The sequence below is a fragment of the Mucilaginibacter sp. SJ genome (genome assembly GCF_028993635.1).
Taxonomy (GTDB): domain Bacteria; phylum Bacteroidota; class Bacteroidia; order Sphingobacteriales; family Sphingobacteriaceae; genus Mucilaginibacter.
On the sequence record NZ_CP118631.1, the window covers coordinates 5,206,959 to 5,224,093 of the forward strand.

Sequence of the window (17,135 nt, forward strand, 5' to 3'; positions counted from 1 at the left end):
TCAGACATATTGCCCGCCAGATTTGCCATTATCTGTAATAGTTGGAAGTGGCAGAGCTGGTTGAAAGGCTGTAACAACTAATCCTTACAGTTTATCAGTACCGGCCAGGTTGTTTATACATCATTATTTTACTCGTGCATGTAACAATTAGCAACGATTGCTGTATTTTGCTGAAGTTTTTTTGTTAATACCCTGTCCGAATGAAATTCATCTCCAAAATTGCAAACCGGTTTATTTATATCATTTTCTTGTTGTTTCCGTGGCCGGTTTTTGCGCAAAACCTGGTTAAATATGTACAGCCAATGGCTGGTACTGCTATTGCAACCACCGCTTCGGCATTAAAGCATGGGCAGGCCGCCGATACGCGGTTTGCCAATACTATTCCCGCCGTTACATCCCCATTTGCAATGACACAATGGACACCCGAAACGGAATCCGGCGAAACCAAATGCGTACCTCCTTATTATTATAAGGACAGCCTGTTCAACGGCCTCCGTGGTTCGCACTGGTTAAGCGGTTCCTGTACGCAGGACTATGGCAGCTTTACCATCATGCCCATCACAGGCAAGCTAAAAACAGCTGATTATAGCGCCGCATTTAAACATACTGATGAACTGTCCTCGCCTCACGTTTATAGCATCAATCTTAATCAATATAAAGTGAGTGCCTCGGTAACTTCCACAGAGCGTTGCGGTATGATGCAGTTTACCATGCAGCAGGCCGACAGCCTTTATTTATTGATCAAAGCCAATAGTGATTATCATGAGGGTTTTGTGAAAGTAGATCAACAAAAGGGCGAAATATCGGGTTATAATCCTGCTCACCGTATTTACCAGGGATGGGGAAAAAGCGCAGGTTTCAGCGGTTTCTTTGTGATCAGGTTTGAACGGAGTTTAGGTAAAACGGGCACTTTTGCTGGCGATAAAATATTTATTGCAGATAGTATCAAAAACGATGCTGGTACAGGGGTTTATGCCGGATTTAAGCTCAATAAAGGCGAAAAGCTAACCATCAGGATTGGCACTTCGTTTACCAGTTTGGAAGGCGCCCGCAAAAACCTGCAGGCCGAAATGCCGGGATTTGATTTTGACAGGGTTGTAAAAAGCAGCAGGGTAAAATGGGAAAAAGCCTTAGGTCAAATCAACATCTCAACTAACAATGAGCGGGATAAACGGATCTTTTATACCTCGTTTTACCATGCCATGCAGCATCCGCGTCTTTTTAATGACGTTGACGGCAGATACCCGCGTTTTGCCGGCGATTATCAAATGGAACAATTATCAAACGGCAATTATTATGATGATTTTTCGATGTGGGATATTTACCGGGCACAGTTGCCGTTGTTTGAGATCCTGAACCCAACTTTGATCAATAACTTGGCAAAATCACTGATCCTGAAAGGTAAACAGGGCGGGTGGATGCCTGTTTTCCCCTGCTGGAATAGCTATACATCCGAAATGATCGGCGATCATACGGCTTCTGTAATCAGTTCGGCATATTTAAAGGGGATCACTGATCTTGACGCTGAAGAAGCTTACCAAATTTTAAGGCATAACGCTTTTGAATTACCTGCCAATAGCGCCGACTATGTAGAAGGCAAAGGCCGCAGGGCATTGGATAGCTATTTGAAATATCAATACATCCCGTTAGAAGATAGCGTACGTGATGCCTTTCATAAAATGGAACAGGTGAGCCGTACAATGGAGTATGCTTATGATGATTACGCGCTGGCGCAATTTGCAAAAGCTTTAAAAAAACCTGCCGACTATACCTCGCTCACCAAACGGGCAAAATATTATGCCAATGTATTTGATGCTGCAAGTGGCTTTGTCCGCGGCAAGCATGCTGATGGTACATGGGTATCTCCCTTTGATCCTGATAAAAAGGCGACTTATATTACAGAAGGTACCGCACGTCAATACACCTTTTATGTACCGCAGGATGTGCCTGGTTTGTCAAAGTTGATGGGTGGGACGAAGAAACTGGAACAGTCGTTAGATAGCCTGTTTGGAAAAGGCGAGTATTGGCACGGGAATGAGCCTGGGCACCAGATTCCTTTTATGTATAATTATACACCATCGCCATGGAAAACGCAAGCCGCTGTACGCAAGATCCTGGCGACAGAATACAGTGATGGTCCGGGTGGTTTGGGAGGAAATGATGATGCCGGCCAAATGTCGGCCTGGTATCTGTTCGCTGCTATGGGTTTTTACCCGGTAAACCCGGTTTCCGGCGAGTACCTGTTGTGTTCACCTTTATTTGATAAAATTGCTATCACGCTTCAAAATGGCAAAAAGTTCGAGATCATCTGTCATAAACCGGCCCCCAAATCAATGTATATCCGATCGGTGAAATTGAATGGCAAAATAATGCCTAATAATTTTATCCGTTACAACGATATCAGGAACGGCGGTAAGCTCGACATATATCTGAACGATCAACCGGGAAATAACTGGGCAGTTAAACCAATAAATCAACCTAAGGGGATGTAATATCTTCGTCTTCCTGAGTGTCTAAATCCGGTACCGCTGAAGGTGAAATGACGTCAAGCAGAGAGAGCCTGTCACCCAGGGTGCAATGTCATTAAGTTAAGGAAAATCCCCCAGAGGGGGAACAGGTTTGTAGCAAAATATTATACCGATAACAACCGTGCCAGAGGTACGGAACACCGGAGTTGTGTACCGCTGGCACACCAAAAATCTATTCAAAATGGTTTCTACAAACCTTTTGCACCTCTGGTGCAGCATGTCAATCTCTTAACTTAATGACATTGCACCCTGAGCCTGTCGAAGGGTCGCGTGCGGAGGCCTTGCCCACCATGCTTCGACTGGCTGCCATTGACACATTGTTTAGGTATTGATTTCTCGCAAAGGCGCTAAGTCGCAAAGGTTTTTCTTAGCGTCTTCGCGGCTTTGCGAGCATATATTAATCGCAGACTTTCAATCAGCTCAGTTGTCATCTACAATGCGATCATTTGTGCGCAAATAAAAATTACTCAGCATGACAACCGTTTTTTGATTATGTCGTGGGTAATAACTAACCAATCCTCAATGACGATTTTCTTATTTGTTTTTAGCTTCTTTTAGAAGGAGGCTCCTTATTCCCTGTAAAAATCAGATGACTTAGGTGTATTTTATCCGGAAATATGTAAATTGTCATAAACCAAAAAACATACCTATGAATTCTCGTCGTGATTTTTTACAAAAGTTGGGCTTATCGGCCCTGGCCCTGCAACTTGTACCATACTCGGGATGGGCAGCAGGAACAGACCAAACTGAACAGGTTTATGACGGCCCGGTATTGCGCGTGGCTATTATGGGACTTGGAGGCTATGGAACCATAGTTGCAGAAGCTATGCGGAAATGTACCAAAGCTAAACTGGTTGGGGTAATTAGCGGAACCCCATCAAAAGTTAAAGCATGGCAAAGCAAATATGGCATCCCCGAAAAAAATTGCTACAACTACGAGAACTTCGATAATATTAAAAATAACCCCGATATCGACGCGGTATATGTTATTACACCCAACGGCTTTCACCGCGATTTTGTGATCAGGGTAGCTGCAGCCGGTAAACACGCTATATGCGAAAAGCCAATGGCCGTGAATGCCAAAGAGGGGCAGGAGATGGTTGATGCCTGTAAAAAGGCCAATGTAAAATTGTTGGTTGGCTACCGGATGCATTTTGAACCAAAAACACTTGAAGTGATCAGGATGAGGCAAAACGGTGAGTTTGGGAAGGTCAGGTTTTTTCAGGGGCAATGCGGGTTTACCATCGGCGATCCCACACAATGGCGGTTGAATAAAAAGCTTGCCGGTGGCGGCTCTATGATGGATATTGGGATCTATGCCATCAACGGATCGCGCTATATGACCGGTGAAGAACCGATATGGGTTACCGCCCAGGAAACTAAAACCGATACGGTGAAATTTAAAGAAGGGGTTGATGAAACCATCCAGTTCCAGTTCGGCTTCCCAAGCGGGGCGGTTGCGTCTTGCCTGTCAACCTACAATATGAACAATCTCGACCGATTTTTTCTTGATGGAGAAAAAGGCTTTGCCGAAATGCAGCCTTCTACCGGCTACGGGCCAATTAAAGGCCGCACCCATTTGGGCGAGCTTAACCAGCCCATTACCACACACCAAACCGTGCAGATGGATGAAATGTGCGAGATTATATTTAATAACAAAAAACCGGTAGTACCGGTAAACGGCGAAGAGGGAGTGAAAGACCTTAAAATTATTGATGCCATTTACCTTGCTGTTAAAACCGGGAAGAAGGTGGAGATAAGTGTTTAATATTGTTTAAAGGTACAAACATACGTATGTGCCGAAATAAATTCGGCATGATGGGTTTGCTTTTTTTGTAACCAATTGAGAAGCCTTTGCAGTAAGGAAATTAATATTTCACCTGCTATTGGCATATTTAGCCAAACCTGTAACAAGCTGCTGGTATGCTCATCTAAATATAAAAACTTAGAAAAAACATGAGCACCAAAGAAACATTTTCAATTAACGGTGAAGCGTTATTGGGAAAGATAAAAGAGATAATTAACGAAGGTAAAGCCAGCAGGATCACCATTTCAGACAAGCATGGCAAAGAGTTAATGACCTTTCCGTTAAGCGTGGGCCTTTTTGGGATGATCCTGGCACCGGTTTTTGCTGCCGTAGGTACCCTGGCCGCACTGGTTACGGAATGTACCATAACGGTAGAACGGGAAGAGGAAGACAAAGAAGATACCCCCAAAGAATAAGTTGTTAAAAAAGGACCTCGCGTTGAGTGATTAAATCCGGTAGACTCTGAAAGCGAAATGACAAAAGAGGGCCTGTCACCCTGAGCCTGTCGAAGGGTCGCACGCAGAGGCCCTGCCCGCCATGCTTCGAGAGCCTCAGCATGACAGCCGTTTTTAAACATGTCATGGGTAACTTGTTTCAGCGCCTCACGAGACAGGCGGGCGATTTGATTAGCAAGCGGCTTAGCAAATAGGTTGTTGACAGAAGTTCAACATGACCGTATTTATTATGGCTTATGTAGCATACCGGGTAAGGTCTTATCCCTATAAATTAAGGGCCGGGTATCCGGCCTTTAATTCAAATATTCATTAAAAAAATCAACGGTCCGTTTCCAGGCCAGTTCTGCCGCGGCTTTGTCATAACGTGGAGTTGTATTATTATGAAAGCCGTGGTTCGCGTTTTCATAGATATAAGCCTGGTATTTTTTGCCATTCTCTTTAAGCGCTTTTTCGTATGCCGGCCAGCCATCTGTAATCCGGGTATCCAGGGCCGCGTAATGCAGCAACAGCGGCGCTTTAATTTTAGGGACATCCTCAACAGCCGGCTGACTTCCATAAAATGGAACGGCGGCAGCCAGATCGGGAACACGTACAGCCATCATATTGGCAATTCCTCCGCCAAAACAAAAGCCTACAACACCTACCTTACCATTGCAATCCTTATGGTTTTTCAGGTATTCATAGGCAGCTATAAAATCTTCCTCCATTTCGCCTTTATTTCGTTTGGCCTGCATGGTACGTCCTTCGTCATCATTGCCGGGATAGCCGCCAAGCGGTGTTAGCGCGTCGGGTGCAAGGGTAATAAACCCTGCAAGGGCAGCTCTTCTCGCCACATCTTCAATATAAGGGTTTAAGCCCCGGTTTTCGTGAACTACCACTATGCCACCCAGTTTCTTCTTTGCATCTGCAGGCTCCGATAATAATCCTTTAATTGTTCCGCCGCCTTTGGGCGAAGGGTAATTAATATAGCCCGATTTTAAACGCGGATCGTCGGATTTTACCTGTATGGCACCCTGGTAATCGGGCATCAGGAAACTCATTAGCGCGGTTACGGTAAGGCCGCCCACTGCATACATGGAGAGCTTTTGCACAAATGAACGCCTGTCGAGGCGGTTATGTGCGTAATCATCGTACAGGTCAAACACTTCCTGTTTGATATCTTCTTTGCTGATTTGGTTCATATTTCCGGAGGCTTTGTTCAAATTTACCGGTTAGGTTTTGTTTAGGGTGTAACAGTCTCGTTACCGGTAATGTTTTGTGTGTTGAATTGCGAGAGTTTCTACATAGCATATTTTTATTTCCTTACAACCTGAAACTATCAGACCGGTGACCACAGACTTTGAAAGCTTATTTTAACCGCCGGGCTGCTTTTTGTTTTCAGAGGTAATGTTTGATTATATTTTTGATTCCGGCGTGATGAAACTTGAACAAACTTGAACCTGTTATGAATATGAGGACTCCTTCCGCTCTTTTACATTTGTTTACCAGGCAGCATGCCTTATAGTTTAACTCATGAAACCCACTGCATTAAAATTCTTAAGCTTTATAATATTATTGATTTGGAGCATTCCGCTGAACGCGCAAACACTATATGTAAATGTAAGCCAGGGCAGGGATGATGCCCCGGGTACGCGAACTGAACCGTTGGCAAGCCTGGAAAAAGCTGTAATCAAAGCAAATACGTTTAGCGGCAAAGAACCTGTTACCATTAAGATAGCGCCCGGCCTTTATACCCTTATAAATGCATTGGTGGTTCGTGAGGAGAGTAACCGGCAGGTTGCTGCAAAATATACCTTCGAAGCGATGGTCATGCCCGGTGACCCGGACTGGACACCGGCCAAAATGCCGGTTATCCAATGCCTCGCCGATTCCAACAGGGTTGGTAAATTAAGGCATGCCTGCTCCGCTTTCCAGGTCGCCCGGAACCATGTAACGATTAAAGGACTGAAGTTCACAGGTAACCCAAACCCGGCATCCGAGTATTACTACGTTATAGAAAGGAGGGACAGCACATTGACCGGACTGGAAATCTCTCAGTGTTATTTTATCGGGGAAAAGAATTCTGCACCTATACAAGGAGGGGTTTTTGCCCAGGGTGCCGGTATCCGCGTAGACCATTGTATATTTTATGGGGTAAAAAACGCCGTTATGGCATTCCTCGGGATCAGGGATTTTTCGCTCACTCATTCCATCATTTACGGGGCCTACGAAGGTGCTGTTTGGTACGGCTACGGCCAGAGCTCCAATATGCCGTTTACGTTCAGTGATAATATAATAACCAATTGCAATTATTTTTGGATAGGATACCGTGGAGCCCATGCTAACTATAAGTTTGCCAATTCACTTATTTCCCAAAACGCTTTTTATTTGGGCTTTAACGAAGAGGACCTAAAGCCCGACCGGCTAAATAAGCCTATAGAACAAAATATCCAAAAAGTTGGAAAAGTGACCCTGAGCGAAGTACAAACCAAAGGCATACCAAAAGATTACCTGAACCTTTCATCTTCATCACCAGGAGCGCACATCGATGCCGGTATTTTATATAAGGTAAAAAATAAATAATCAATGGGCTTTGTTTAACATTGGTTTAGATCAATGCCCTTTCCCAAAGTTTTTTTCACCCGCTTCAACAGCCATATCAACCCGGTTTTCGTCCGGAGGTTTAGGGCATGAATAGCCGCTGCTGAAAGCGCAGTACGGGTTGTAGGCTTTATTGAAGTCAATAACAATCGAGCCGTTTTTAATGTCTTTGGTAGTAAGGTCGATATAGCGGCCTCCGCCATAGGTTTCAGAGCCGTTGGTAGCATCGGTAAAGGGCAGGAACAGGTAATTACTAAACGCCGGATTTTGCGACAGCGCTATGCTTTTGTAAATGGTTAACTGCATTGGTTTACCCTTTAGCGTAAACGAAAGTTGGGCATAACGTATATATTGGCTACCTGCACCGCTGAAGGTAGGTATAATAAAAGTTGGTTGATTAGTCAATAATTCAGCTTTAGCAGTTACGCGGTAGGTACTATCGGCATCGTAAAACCTTAAAAATTGGAGGTCATCCTGTTTAAGCGGTGATCGCGGATCTTTCAAAAAATCATCCTTATAATTTTGCCTGAAAGCAACGATCTGTTCTTTATGACTTTGCGCAAAACTGTGTTGGCTAATGAAGAGGACGAATAAAAGGGTGGCGAAATATTTCATATGTGGTGCATGGATCAGGCTCAAAGATAACTTATAAAGGAGTTTAAAAAAAAACGTTATTGCATTGTTCACGCCCCTGTATCATAATAAAAATATGTCATGTTGGTGTTTCAACACCCACTCGCTAAGCAACCGTGCCTGGAAAACCGACTACCTGTTTGATGGGGTGCCGAAACAAATCGGCATGACGTTGGGGAGTTGTTTTCACCTAAAAGTCCGTCGAGATTAAATTAAGCTTTACTCTAACCAACTCCTCCAAAACTCCGCATAAGGTATCAATCTCTTCCCCGGTATTGTAATAATGTACTGAAGCCCTTACAATATTGCCCAGCTTATTTTTGTTCATATAAATGAGGGTTGAAACCGCCTTGCCAACTGATACATTGATGTGCCTTTCGGCCAGTTTGTTTTTTACCGTTGTGGCTTCCACGCCATCTACCGAAAAAGTTACAATGCCGCATAACTCATCGCCAAAATCATGAACGGTTACGCCGTTAATATTTTTTAGTTTTTCGCGTAGTAAACCGGCTAAATATTGCACCCGCTGCCAGGTACGCTCAATGCCTATGTTGAGTGCATATTCAATCGCTTTGCCAAGGCCAAGGGTTAGGGCGCGACTTTTCTCATACACTTCAAAACGGCGGGCATCACTGCGTGGTTTAAAATCAGTTTCGGTTACCCATTGCGTAGTGAAGCCATCCATGAAAAACAGTTTTAATTTATCCTGTATCTCCTTGCGTACATATAAAAAGCCGGTGCCCCTCGGCGCCCGCAAATACTTCCTGCCGGTTACAGCCAGCATATCGCAGTCTAATTCCTGTACATCCAGCGGCACATGGCCAACGCTCTGGCAGGCATCAAGCAGGTACAAAATATTATGCCTTCGTGCTATTTTTCCTATTTCGGCAACAGGGATCATACCCCCTGCGGTTGAGGGGATGTGGGTTACGGCTATCAGCTTTGTCCGGTCAGAAATAGCATCTTCCAAAGCCTGCAGCCGGAAATTACCTTGCTCATCATTGGGGATCACTTTAAACTCAACACCCAGTGTTTTTTGAGCGTGCAGCAAACCTATCAGGTTGGTTACATATTCCATTTCGCAGGTAATGATCTCATCGCCGGGTTTAAAATCAATGCCATTAAAGGCAAGCCACCAGCCGATACTGGCGTTTTCAACAATGGCAATTTCATCCTTATGGGCATTGATGAGCCGGGCTATGAGGGTGTAAGTGTTTTCCAGCTCTTCGCGGTAAGTATACTCTGTTTCATAACCGCCGTTTTGCGCTTCTTCGTACAGATAGTCTATCACGGTATCAACAACCACATCGGGGTGCAGGGATGAGCCAGCATTGTTAAAGTGGATGGTTTTTGTGGTGCCCCGGGTTTCGGCCCTCAGTTGCTGTACTTCCTGTTCGCTTAGTATATTTTCCATTAGGTTTAGTTATTTGTGAAGTTTATTTCCATCATGATATCCGCACGCTTATAGGTGCCCGGCTCAACAGGGATCTCGGTAAAGCCCAATTTGCGGTAAATGTGGATGGCATTTTCAAGCACCCTGTTTGAAAACAATACCAACTTTTTTGCACCCAGTTCACGCGCTTTATCAATACCGGTTTGACATAGAAACTGACCGGCGCCAGCTCCGCGACTGTCTTTATCCACCGCCATTTTGGTAAGCTCGTAAACACCGTCTTCTATATATCGCAGCGCTACGGTGCCAATAATTTTTTGGTTTGAAGTGATAAAGTAAATACTGCCGCCCGTTTTAATGATGGCCTCGTCGGGGTTTTCCAGAACCCATTTATCAAAAGGCTCAACAGTAAAATACTCTTCAAGCCAAGCTTTGTTAAATTTTTCAAAGTAGGGGGCGTGCTGCGGCTGATAATCGATAACCTGTAGTTCCATGTGTTTAATTATTTGATCGATACAAAATAAAAGTATCTGCCGATAGAAAAACAGATGCAGTTTTATTAATTTTGGGCATAACAGATTTTTGCATGGAAAGCATCGCTCAGACTGCCGATTACGAGTTTTTATACGCACAAATTGCTGCCCGGATTGAAAAGCAGATTAAACAAAACCTGCTGAAACCCGGCGACAAACTGCCCTCGGTAAGGGCGTTGAGCCAGGGGCAGGGCATCAGCATGAGTACGGCTTATAAGGCCTATGTTGAGCTGGAGAACCTGGGATTAATAGAGGCACGTACTAAATCGGGCTATTATGTAAAATACCTGCCCGCCCGTTTTACCAGCATGCCCGAAACCAAACCTCCGCTCAAAAAGGTTGAGCAGGCCAGTGTTGCCGAAATGATTGCGATGGTTTACCGCAACATGTCGGAAGACAGCGTTTTGCAGCTCTCGCGCTCATCGCCGCCGCTCAGCCTGATTCCGCTGGCCAAGCTCAGTAAATCCATGATGGAATCTATCCGTAATAGTCCATCGGGTAATATCACTTATGAAAACCCGCAGGGTAATATTGCTTTGCGCAAACAGGTGGCTAAAAACGCCTTTAACTGGGGTGGTAATATTACCGAAGATGATGTGATCACAACGCAGGGCTGCCTGGAAGCTTTAATATTTTGCTTAAGGGCGCTCACCAAGCCCGGAGATACCATTGCCATTGAAAGTCCCACCTATTTCGGGATCTTCAATGTAATGCTTAGCCTGGATTTGAAAGTATTGGAAATTCCGGTGAACCCCGATACCGGCCTCGACCTGGAATACCTGGAGCGGGCCATGAATGAAGTGCCCGTAAAAGTATGCCTGTTTGTTACCAATTTTAGTAACCCAATAGGAGTTTGCATGCCCGACGAGCGTAAGCAGCAACTGGTACGCCTGCTTGCTGAAAAGCAAGTTCCCCTAATTGAGGATGATATTTATGGTGAGATCTATTTTGGAAAAAGCCGTCCGCGCGCCTGCAAAAGTTATGATAAGGATGACTGGGTGATCCTTTGTTCATCGGTATCCAAATCAATAGCGCCGGGTTACCGGGTAGGCTGGTGCATTCCGGGCAGGTTTAAAGAACAGGTGCTGAATATTAAAATGATGCATTCCATAGCCTCGGCCACACCTACACAGGCGGCCATTGGTCATTTTTTTGAAACCGGGCGATATGACCTGCACATGAGACATTTGCGCAAGGCGTTATATACCCAGTGCCTGCGGTATACACAGGCTATCGCAACGCATTTCCCGGCAGGTACAAAGATCAGCAGGCCACAGGGCGGCTATGCGCTTTGGGTCGAGCTGGATAAGAAGGTAAATGCCTTTGAACTGTATCAATTGGCAATAGCGCAAAACATCAGCATAGCTCCCGGCCAGATCTTTAGTGTAGACGGGCGTTTTACCAATTTTATCCGCATTAGTTTTGGGTTAGCTTTTGACGGGGTGGTTGAAGAGAGTTTTAAGGTGTTGGGGAAATTAGTAAAGGAACTTATTTAAGGTTGTTTCGATAGTCTCAACCCTTATGTGCGTCTGGCGCGCGTCCTGTGTCCCTGGTATCAGGGTGGATAAGTTGTGCCTTTGCCAAATTAACCCTTATGCAGTGTCTTTGCCTTTTCAAACGCACCTTTGATCAGTTGTTTCAATACCACATTGTCCACATCGGCCAGTTTAACAATATGTGTACAGCCGCCGCTTTGTTTATGTTTTCCTAACTTTTCCAATAGCTGAACTTTTCCGTCATAGCCCGGAAGGTATAAACTGAAGGAGCTTTTACGGGGCGAGAAAGCTACCAGCGGGGCATCCCCTTCACGGCCTGCTTCAGATTTGTAGTGATAGCTGCCGAAACCAACTATTGCCGGTCCCCACATTTTTGCTTCAAGGCCGGTTACATCCTGCATCAGTTCAATGATTTTGAAACCATCACTACGCTTGGTTTCATCTTCAACAGTGTTGATAAAGTCTGTTACGCTTGCTTCAGTTTCGATGGTTTTATTGGTGTTTTTGGCCATAGCTCAAACAGGATAAAGGTTAAAAACGGATATATAAATATATCACGAAAATTTTATTTTATCCCATAGTTTATTTGCAACAACCTGCCGGATCACCTGCTCGCGGTAATTGCGGCTTATAGGGATGCGGTGCTGACCGATAAAAATATCATTCCCCTCAATACCATCAATTTGGCTGGTTGATACGATGTATGATTTATGTACACGGATAAAGAGCTTGTTATCTAAATTTTGTTCAAGGCTTTTGAGGTTAAGCAGCGTGATATATTTGCCTTTGGCAGTAAATATGGTAACGTAATTTTGCATCCCCTCCACGTACAGGATCTCATCAAAGTAAATCTTTTCGTATTTATTACCGCATTTGATAAAGAAGTAGCCTTCATCCGCTTCCGTTTTTGGTGCACCGGGCTGGGCCCAATTGTTAAGCAGGCGGTGATAATCTTTAGCCTTATTGGCCGATTTAAAAAAGCGGTCGAACGTGATGGGTTTCAGCAGGTAATCGAGCACATTGAGCTGGAAGCCTTCAAGCGCATAGCTGGGGTAGGCTGTGGTGATGATCACCATCGGCGGTTTCTGCATGATCTTTAAAAAATCAATACCGTTCATCTTCGGCATCTGGATGTCCAAAAATATCAGGTCGATAGCCTGGTGATCAAGTAATTTGATCAGTTCGAGCGGGTTTTCGCAGGTGTCGGTTAAATTCAAAAAATCAACCTCGCGTACATAGCTGGCTAATCCTTCGCGGGCTAAGGGCTCGTCATCTATTATTACACAGTTCATCATAGTGAGGCCATTTGAAAGGTTGCGGATGATTGTTCCAGTTCGGTTAAAGTTAATTGCAGGTGTACCTCAAAGCGGTCTCCGGTATTTTGGATCTCCAGCTTATGAAGGCCGGGGTAAATCAGGTCGAGCCGGCGCTTTACATTTTTCAGGCCGATACCACCATAGTTCACAACCTCGGTTCCCGGATCGTTTGATATGCTGTTGGCAATGTAAAAATTGAGTTGATCGTCTTTCAATTCCAATCTAATCGCAATCCGGTTAGGGTGCTCTGCGTCTTTGGATACATGCTTAAACGCGTTTTCTACAAAGGTCATGAGTATAAAGGGGGCTATGCCTAAATGGCCGGGCATCGGTTCATCTGCTTCAAAGGTAACATGCACATTATTGTTTTGCCGAAGCTTTTCCAGTTCAATAAAGTTTTCGAGATAGCTAAGCTCCTTTCCTAAAGGGATCTGCTGGTCGTTACACTCGTACAACTGGTACCGCAGCAATTCAGAAAATTTGGCGAGTGATGCCGACGCCATGCCGGGGTTTTTATGGATCAGGAAAAATATGGAGTTGATGCTGTTGAACAGGAAATGCGGGTTAAACTGGTATTTCAGGAATTTAAGTTCGGTTTCCAGTTTCTCTTTTTCGAGCAGCTGCTGGCGGTGCTGGGTTTGCAGCCAGTTTTTGGTGAGTTTAATACTCATACCCAAAGTCATACTGGCTACGGTAGAGGGGAAGGAGGTATTATAGAAGCTCATGAAATTGCCCGGATCAACGCCAAACATTTTTTTAACCGAGCAGCCTGCGAAAAAAGCGCTTAAATAATAACCGCCGTTAATAAGCGATGATGTGCCGATGATGGTTAGCGAAAGATAAATTACATATTGGGTAAGCCTCTCTTTTTTCATGAACCGCGGCATTAAAAAGTAAAGGTTAAAATATACCGATAGGGCCTGGAAAACCACATATGCCAGAATTTTGACGCTATAAGCCGAAAAGAACATGGATTTGGCCGCTGCCACTGGATTAGCTACCGCTATGGTGAACCAAAAATAATGGTACACACACCAAAAAGGGATATGGTACAGCTTGTATTTAAACAGCCAGTTTTGGTTTAATGTATCAACGGATAAACTGTTCATATTAAATCATAATAATAAAAAACAAGTGTCATGCTGAGGCTCTCGAAGCATGGTGGGCAAGCCTCTGCGCGCGTCCATCGACAGGTTCAGGATGACACCCCTCAACACCAAATATATTTTCCCTGTCCCCTCAGGGTCTCTCGCAGAGGACCCTGAGGTCCGCCGCCCTACCTGAATTGGAAAAGCGAACCTGCATGGCGTAGACATCAGGGTCCTCTGCGAGTTTTAAGTTTACCCACAAAATTGCGTGTCGTTTAAACAGCAAGTCGTCGTGTTTTGCCCCTCTGGGGCAAAGGGTATTTTATAACTTTACGAGCTACAAACCTTTTGCACCTCTGGTGCATCTGTCCTTGGGCAATTAATACATGTTTATTAAATTGTAAAATCCCCCAGAGGGGGAACAGGTTTGTAGAAATAACGTCACACCCCATACCCGAACCCCAGAGGGGTTCAACTTATTAAGATTACCCAATTTGACTATTGATTTTATGGGTAAACTTAAATCTGCGAGAGACCCTGAGGGAATGTTAGTGTTTTTCGACATCCTACCTAAAGATACAGCAATTGCACTTATTTATGCATCGCCATTGTATCAACCTGCACAAATAATTGACCAAATGCAGGCTTTAACTTATAAGCCGTAAAAAAGGCAATATAGTTTTGGTTTTAAACCGATTAACCTGTTTCTGTGTATCTCATCAATTATCTCATGTCACTTATCATTCATGTTTTTTAAAGATTAAAGCACCGTTTTTATTTGCCGGTATAACCGTCAAAAAAGGTTACAAACGCCACATGAAAACTTTATGCATCAGCCTGTTACTTGTTTGCCTGGCACAAATGGTAAATGCCCAGGTGTCGGGCAGGGTTACCACAGCCGGTAGCCAGCCCTTGCCGTATGTCACCGTATCGCTTGTCAGAACTGCAGATTCATCTTCGGTCAAAAGTATGCTTACCAATGAGCAGGGGGGGTATAATATCGCGGATGCCCCTTCCGGAAATTACCGGCTGCGGTTAAGCAGTATCGGCTATCAAACCTGGTTTTCATCGCCTTTTGAAATCAGCGGGAGCAGAGAGGCAAAATATCTTGCTGTTATTGTGATGAAGGAGGACACCCGGCAATTGGGCGAGGTGGTAGTGCGGGCAAATAAGCCATTGTACCAGCAGCGCAGCGATGGCTTAGTGGTAAATGTTGAAAGCAGCGTGCTTACCAAAGGCAGTACGGCCCTGCAGGTGCTGGAACGATTGCCGGGGGTAACTATCGATCACCGGGATAATGGTATTGCCCTGAACGGTAAAAGCGGGGCTACAGTAATGATCAACGGCAAGCTGGTGCGTATGCCACTTGCCCAGGTCATGAATTTGCTTAATGGTACCAGTGCCGATAATATTGAAAAAATAGAACTGCTGAGCACCCCGCCCGCCGGATACGATGCTGAAGGCAGTGCCGGCATCATCAATATTGTAATGAAGAAAAGCAAAAAGCAGGGAACAAACGGCTCCTATTCCTTAACCGGCGGTTACGGCATGGGCGAAAAAGGCACGGCCAGCATCAACCTCAATCATAATACTAAAAATGTTAACCTGTATGGCTCCTACACTTTCCAGCACGACAGGACCTATACCGATCTTTTTATTACCGGAAGCCAGTACATGCCCTTTATCGGAGGCAATGCCGAGACAGAATTTTACACAAAAACTAAAAGGATCAGCAATAATCACAATGCTACCCTGGGGGCTGATATTAAGCTGGATCCTAAAACTACCCTAAGCGGTAACCTGAGCTATAACAACAGCCATTCGCCCACTTATACCTACAGTAACGCGGGGTATAAGATCCTGCCCGATTCACTGCTCAGGTATATTGGGCATATTAACGGGAACGGGCACTGGGATAACCTAACCAGCTCGCTCAATATTGAACATGTACTGAAGGAAGGGGAGAAGATAAGCGTGGAAGCTGATTATATCCATTATGGAAATAACAGTCCAAGTGAAGTTAATACTTCCTTTGTAAACAAATATGGCGAGCAGGTGTACGCCAACAACAGTGTAAGCGCGCAAAGGCAACGCGGATTTGCCAATACGGCCATCAACGTAGGCGTGTTTAAAGCCGATTATACCAACCAGCCATCACCCTTACTAAAACTGGAAACAGGTATTAAAGGAACGCATACCGGCAGTTCAAGCTCTTCAGGTATCGAAAGTTTTAACAATGGGGCCTGGGAGCGCAATATGCAAACCGCTGCGAACATATACATGAAGGAAGATATTGGCGCGGCTTATCTGTCCCTTAACTGGCAGCTTGGTAAGAGCATAAGCCTTAATACAGGAGTACGTTATGAATATTCCTATACCAATATGGATAACCCACAAACCGGCAGCAACATTGTAGACCGTAAACTGGGGAAGCTGTTTCCGACAGTGCTGTTTACCAAAAAGCTGGGCGACCGGTCCGAGCTGCAGCTATCCTATACCAAAAGGATCAGCCGTCCATCATATGACGACCTGGCCTCATACTTTGCATACAGCGACCCTACGGCGGTTTACACCGGTAATCCTTTTCTTAAACCAACCATCACCAATAATATAAAACTGGGCTATAACTATGGCGACTATAGCTTTTCCCTGCTTTACAGCCGGGATGATAATGCCATAGCCCGCTATCAGCTCAGCGAAAGTCCCGCGCACGATATTTTGTTCATTTCGCCACAAAATCTGCCGTATCAAAACTACTTTACCTTGCAGGCCAATGTGCCGTTTAAAGTAAGCAACTGGTGGGAGATGACCTATAGCTTTGTTGGCGGTTTGAGACAGTTTAAGGAAGATTATACTTTACATCCATTAACCAAATCATACTTCGGGTATTCCTTTAATTTTAACCAGTTGTTTAAGCTGCCCGGCAGCCTTTCGGCAGAGGTATCGGGGCAGTACAATTCCCTGTCATACAATGGCACAACGAGGGTTGATGGTTTTGGGGTGATCAATGCAGGGATCAAAAAAGAGCTGAAAAATAACGGGGGTAGCCTGCAGTTATCAGTGGCCGATGTGTTTAGTGCCGCGCAGATCCATGTGCGGTACGGCACACTTGCACGTGAGGCTTTTGACATAAAGAGCAACGTACTTGTCAATACCGAAACCAGACGTTTCCCGGTAATTAAACTTACTTATTCAAAGTCGTTTGGTGGTACAAGACCGGCAAACCGGGGGAAACCGGAAAGCGGTTCAAAAGAGGAGAGTGAAAGGATGAGGAGTAACTAAGTCATCTGTTTTATTCCCTGGCAT

At 44.8% G+C, this 17,135-nt stretch carries 13 protein-coding genes; 6 read left to right on the forward strand and 7 right to left on the reverse strand.

Annotated elements, in window-relative coordinates:
- Positions 1 to 200: 200 nt before the first annotated feature.
- The 3 genes from MusilaSJ_RS21610 (at position 201) to MusilaSJ_RS21620 (ending at position 4,751) form a co-directional block, all read left to right on the forward strand.
- The gene (locus MusilaSJ_RS21610; RefSeq protein ID WP_274986877.1) at positions 201 to 2,492 is read left to right on the forward strand and encodes a GH92 family glycosyl hydrolase; all 2,292 of its coding nucleotides are present in this window, start codon (positions 201 to 203) and stop codon (positions 2,490 to 2,492) included.
- 685 nt (positions 2,493 to 3,177) lie between these two features.
- Positions 3,178 to 4,296 (forward strand): Gfo/Idh/MocA family protein, encoded by a 1,119-nt coding sequence (locus tag MusilaSJ_RS21615; protein ID WP_274986878.1) that lies wholly within the window; start codon positions 3,178 to 3,180, stop codon positions 4,294 to 4,296.
- A gap of 188 nt (positions 4,297 to 4,484) precedes the next feature.
- Entirely contained in the window at positions 4,485 to 4,751 is a 267-nt protein-coding gene (locus MusilaSJ_RS21620; protein ID WP_090534028.1) for a DUF4342 domain-containing protein, read from the forward strand.
- A gap of 332 nt (positions 4,752 to 5,083) precedes the next feature.
- On the opposite strand, the gene MusilaSJ_RS21625 is transcribed toward MusilaSJ_RS21620, so the two are convergent.
- Positions 5,084 to 5,971 (reverse strand): dienelactone hydrolase family protein, encoded by an 888-nt coding sequence (locus tag MusilaSJ_RS21625; RefSeq protein WP_274986879.1) that lies wholly within the window; start codon positions 5,969 to 5,971, stop codon positions 5,084 to 5,086.
- Between the two features lie 331 nt (positions 5,972 to 6,302).
- Between MusilaSJ_RS21625 and MusilaSJ_RS21630 the strand changes: the two genes are divergently transcribed.
- Positions 6,303 to 7,352 carry a right-handed parallel beta-helix repeat-containing protein gene (locus MusilaSJ_RS21630; protein ID WP_274986880.1) on the forward strand — a complete coding sequence of 350 codons (1,050 nt, stop codon included), beginning with the start codon at positions 6,303 to 6,305 and terminating at the stop codon, positions 7,350 to 7,352.
- 30 nt (positions 7,353 to 7,382) lie between these two features.
- Here the strand turns inward: MusilaSJ_RS21630 and MusilaSJ_RS21635 are convergent, their stop codons facing one another.
- The 3 genes from MusilaSJ_RS21635 to MusilaSJ_RS21645 form a co-directional block, all read right to left on the reverse strand.
- Positions 7,383 to 8,009: a DUF1684 domain-containing protein gene (locus MusilaSJ_RS21635; protein WP_274986881.1), complete on the reverse strand. Its 627-nt coding sequence runs from the start codon at positions 8,007 to 8,009 to the stop codon at positions 7,383 to 7,385.
- 184 nt (positions 8,010 to 8,193) lie between these two features.
- Positions 8,194 to 9,417, reverse strand: coding sequence for an aminotransferase class V-fold PLP-dependent enzyme (locus tag MusilaSJ_RS21640; protein WP_274986882.1), 1,224 nt, complete (start codon positions 9,415 to 9,417; stop codon positions 8,194 to 8,196).
- 5 nt (positions 9,418 to 9,422) lie between these two features.
- On the reverse strand, positions 9,423 to 9,890 hold the full coding sequence (locus MusilaSJ_RS21645) for a GNAT family N-acetyltransferase (RefSeq protein ID WP_274986883.1): 468 nt from the start codon (positions 9,888 to 9,890) through the stop codon (positions 9,423 to 9,425).
- A gap of 92 nt (positions 9,891 to 9,982) precedes the next feature.
- Between MusilaSJ_RS21645 and MusilaSJ_RS21650 the strand changes: the two genes are divergently transcribed.
- Positions 9,983 to 11,425, forward strand: coding sequence for an aminotransferase-like domain-containing protein (locus MusilaSJ_RS21650; RefSeq protein ID WP_274986884.1), 1,443 nt, complete (start codon positions 9,983 to 9,985; stop codon positions 11,423 to 11,425).
- Between the two features lie 89 nt (positions 11,426 to 11,514).
- Here the strand turns inward: MusilaSJ_RS21650 and MusilaSJ_RS21655 are convergent, their stop codons facing one another.
- The 3 genes from MusilaSJ_RS21655 to MusilaSJ_RS21665 are packed head-to-tail and all read right to left on the reverse strand — an operon-like array spanning position 11,515 to position 13,850.
- Positions 11,515 to 11,937, reverse strand: coding sequence for a DUF1801 domain-containing protein (locus tag MusilaSJ_RS21655; protein WP_274986885.1), 423 nt, complete (start codon positions 11,935 to 11,937; stop codon positions 11,515 to 11,517).
- A gap of 42 nt (positions 11,938 to 11,979) precedes the next feature.
- Positions 11,980 to 12,720 carry a LytR/AlgR family response regulator transcription factor gene (locus tag MusilaSJ_RS21660; protein ID WP_274986886.1) on the reverse strand — a complete coding sequence of 247 codons (741 nt, stop codon included), beginning with the start codon at positions 12,718 to 12,720 and terminating at the stop codon, positions 11,980 to 11,982.
- Positions 12,717 to 13,850, reverse strand: coding sequence for a sensor histidine kinase (locus MusilaSJ_RS21665; protein ID WP_274986887.1), 1,134 nt, complete (start codon positions 13,848 to 13,850; stop codon positions 12,717 to 12,719). Before MusilaSJ_RS21665 ends, MusilaSJ_RS21660 begins: the two co-directional genes overlap by 4 nt.
- Positions 13,851 to 14,645: 795 nt before the next feature.
- Between MusilaSJ_RS21665 and MusilaSJ_RS21670 the strand changes: the two genes are divergently transcribed.
- Positions 14,646 to 17,111 (forward strand): TonB-dependent receptor, encoded by a 2,466-nt coding sequence (locus MusilaSJ_RS21670; RefSeq protein ID WP_274986888.1) that lies wholly within the window; start codon positions 14,646 to 14,648, stop codon positions 17,109 to 17,111.
- Positions 17,112 to 17,135 lie beyond the last annotated feature (24 nt).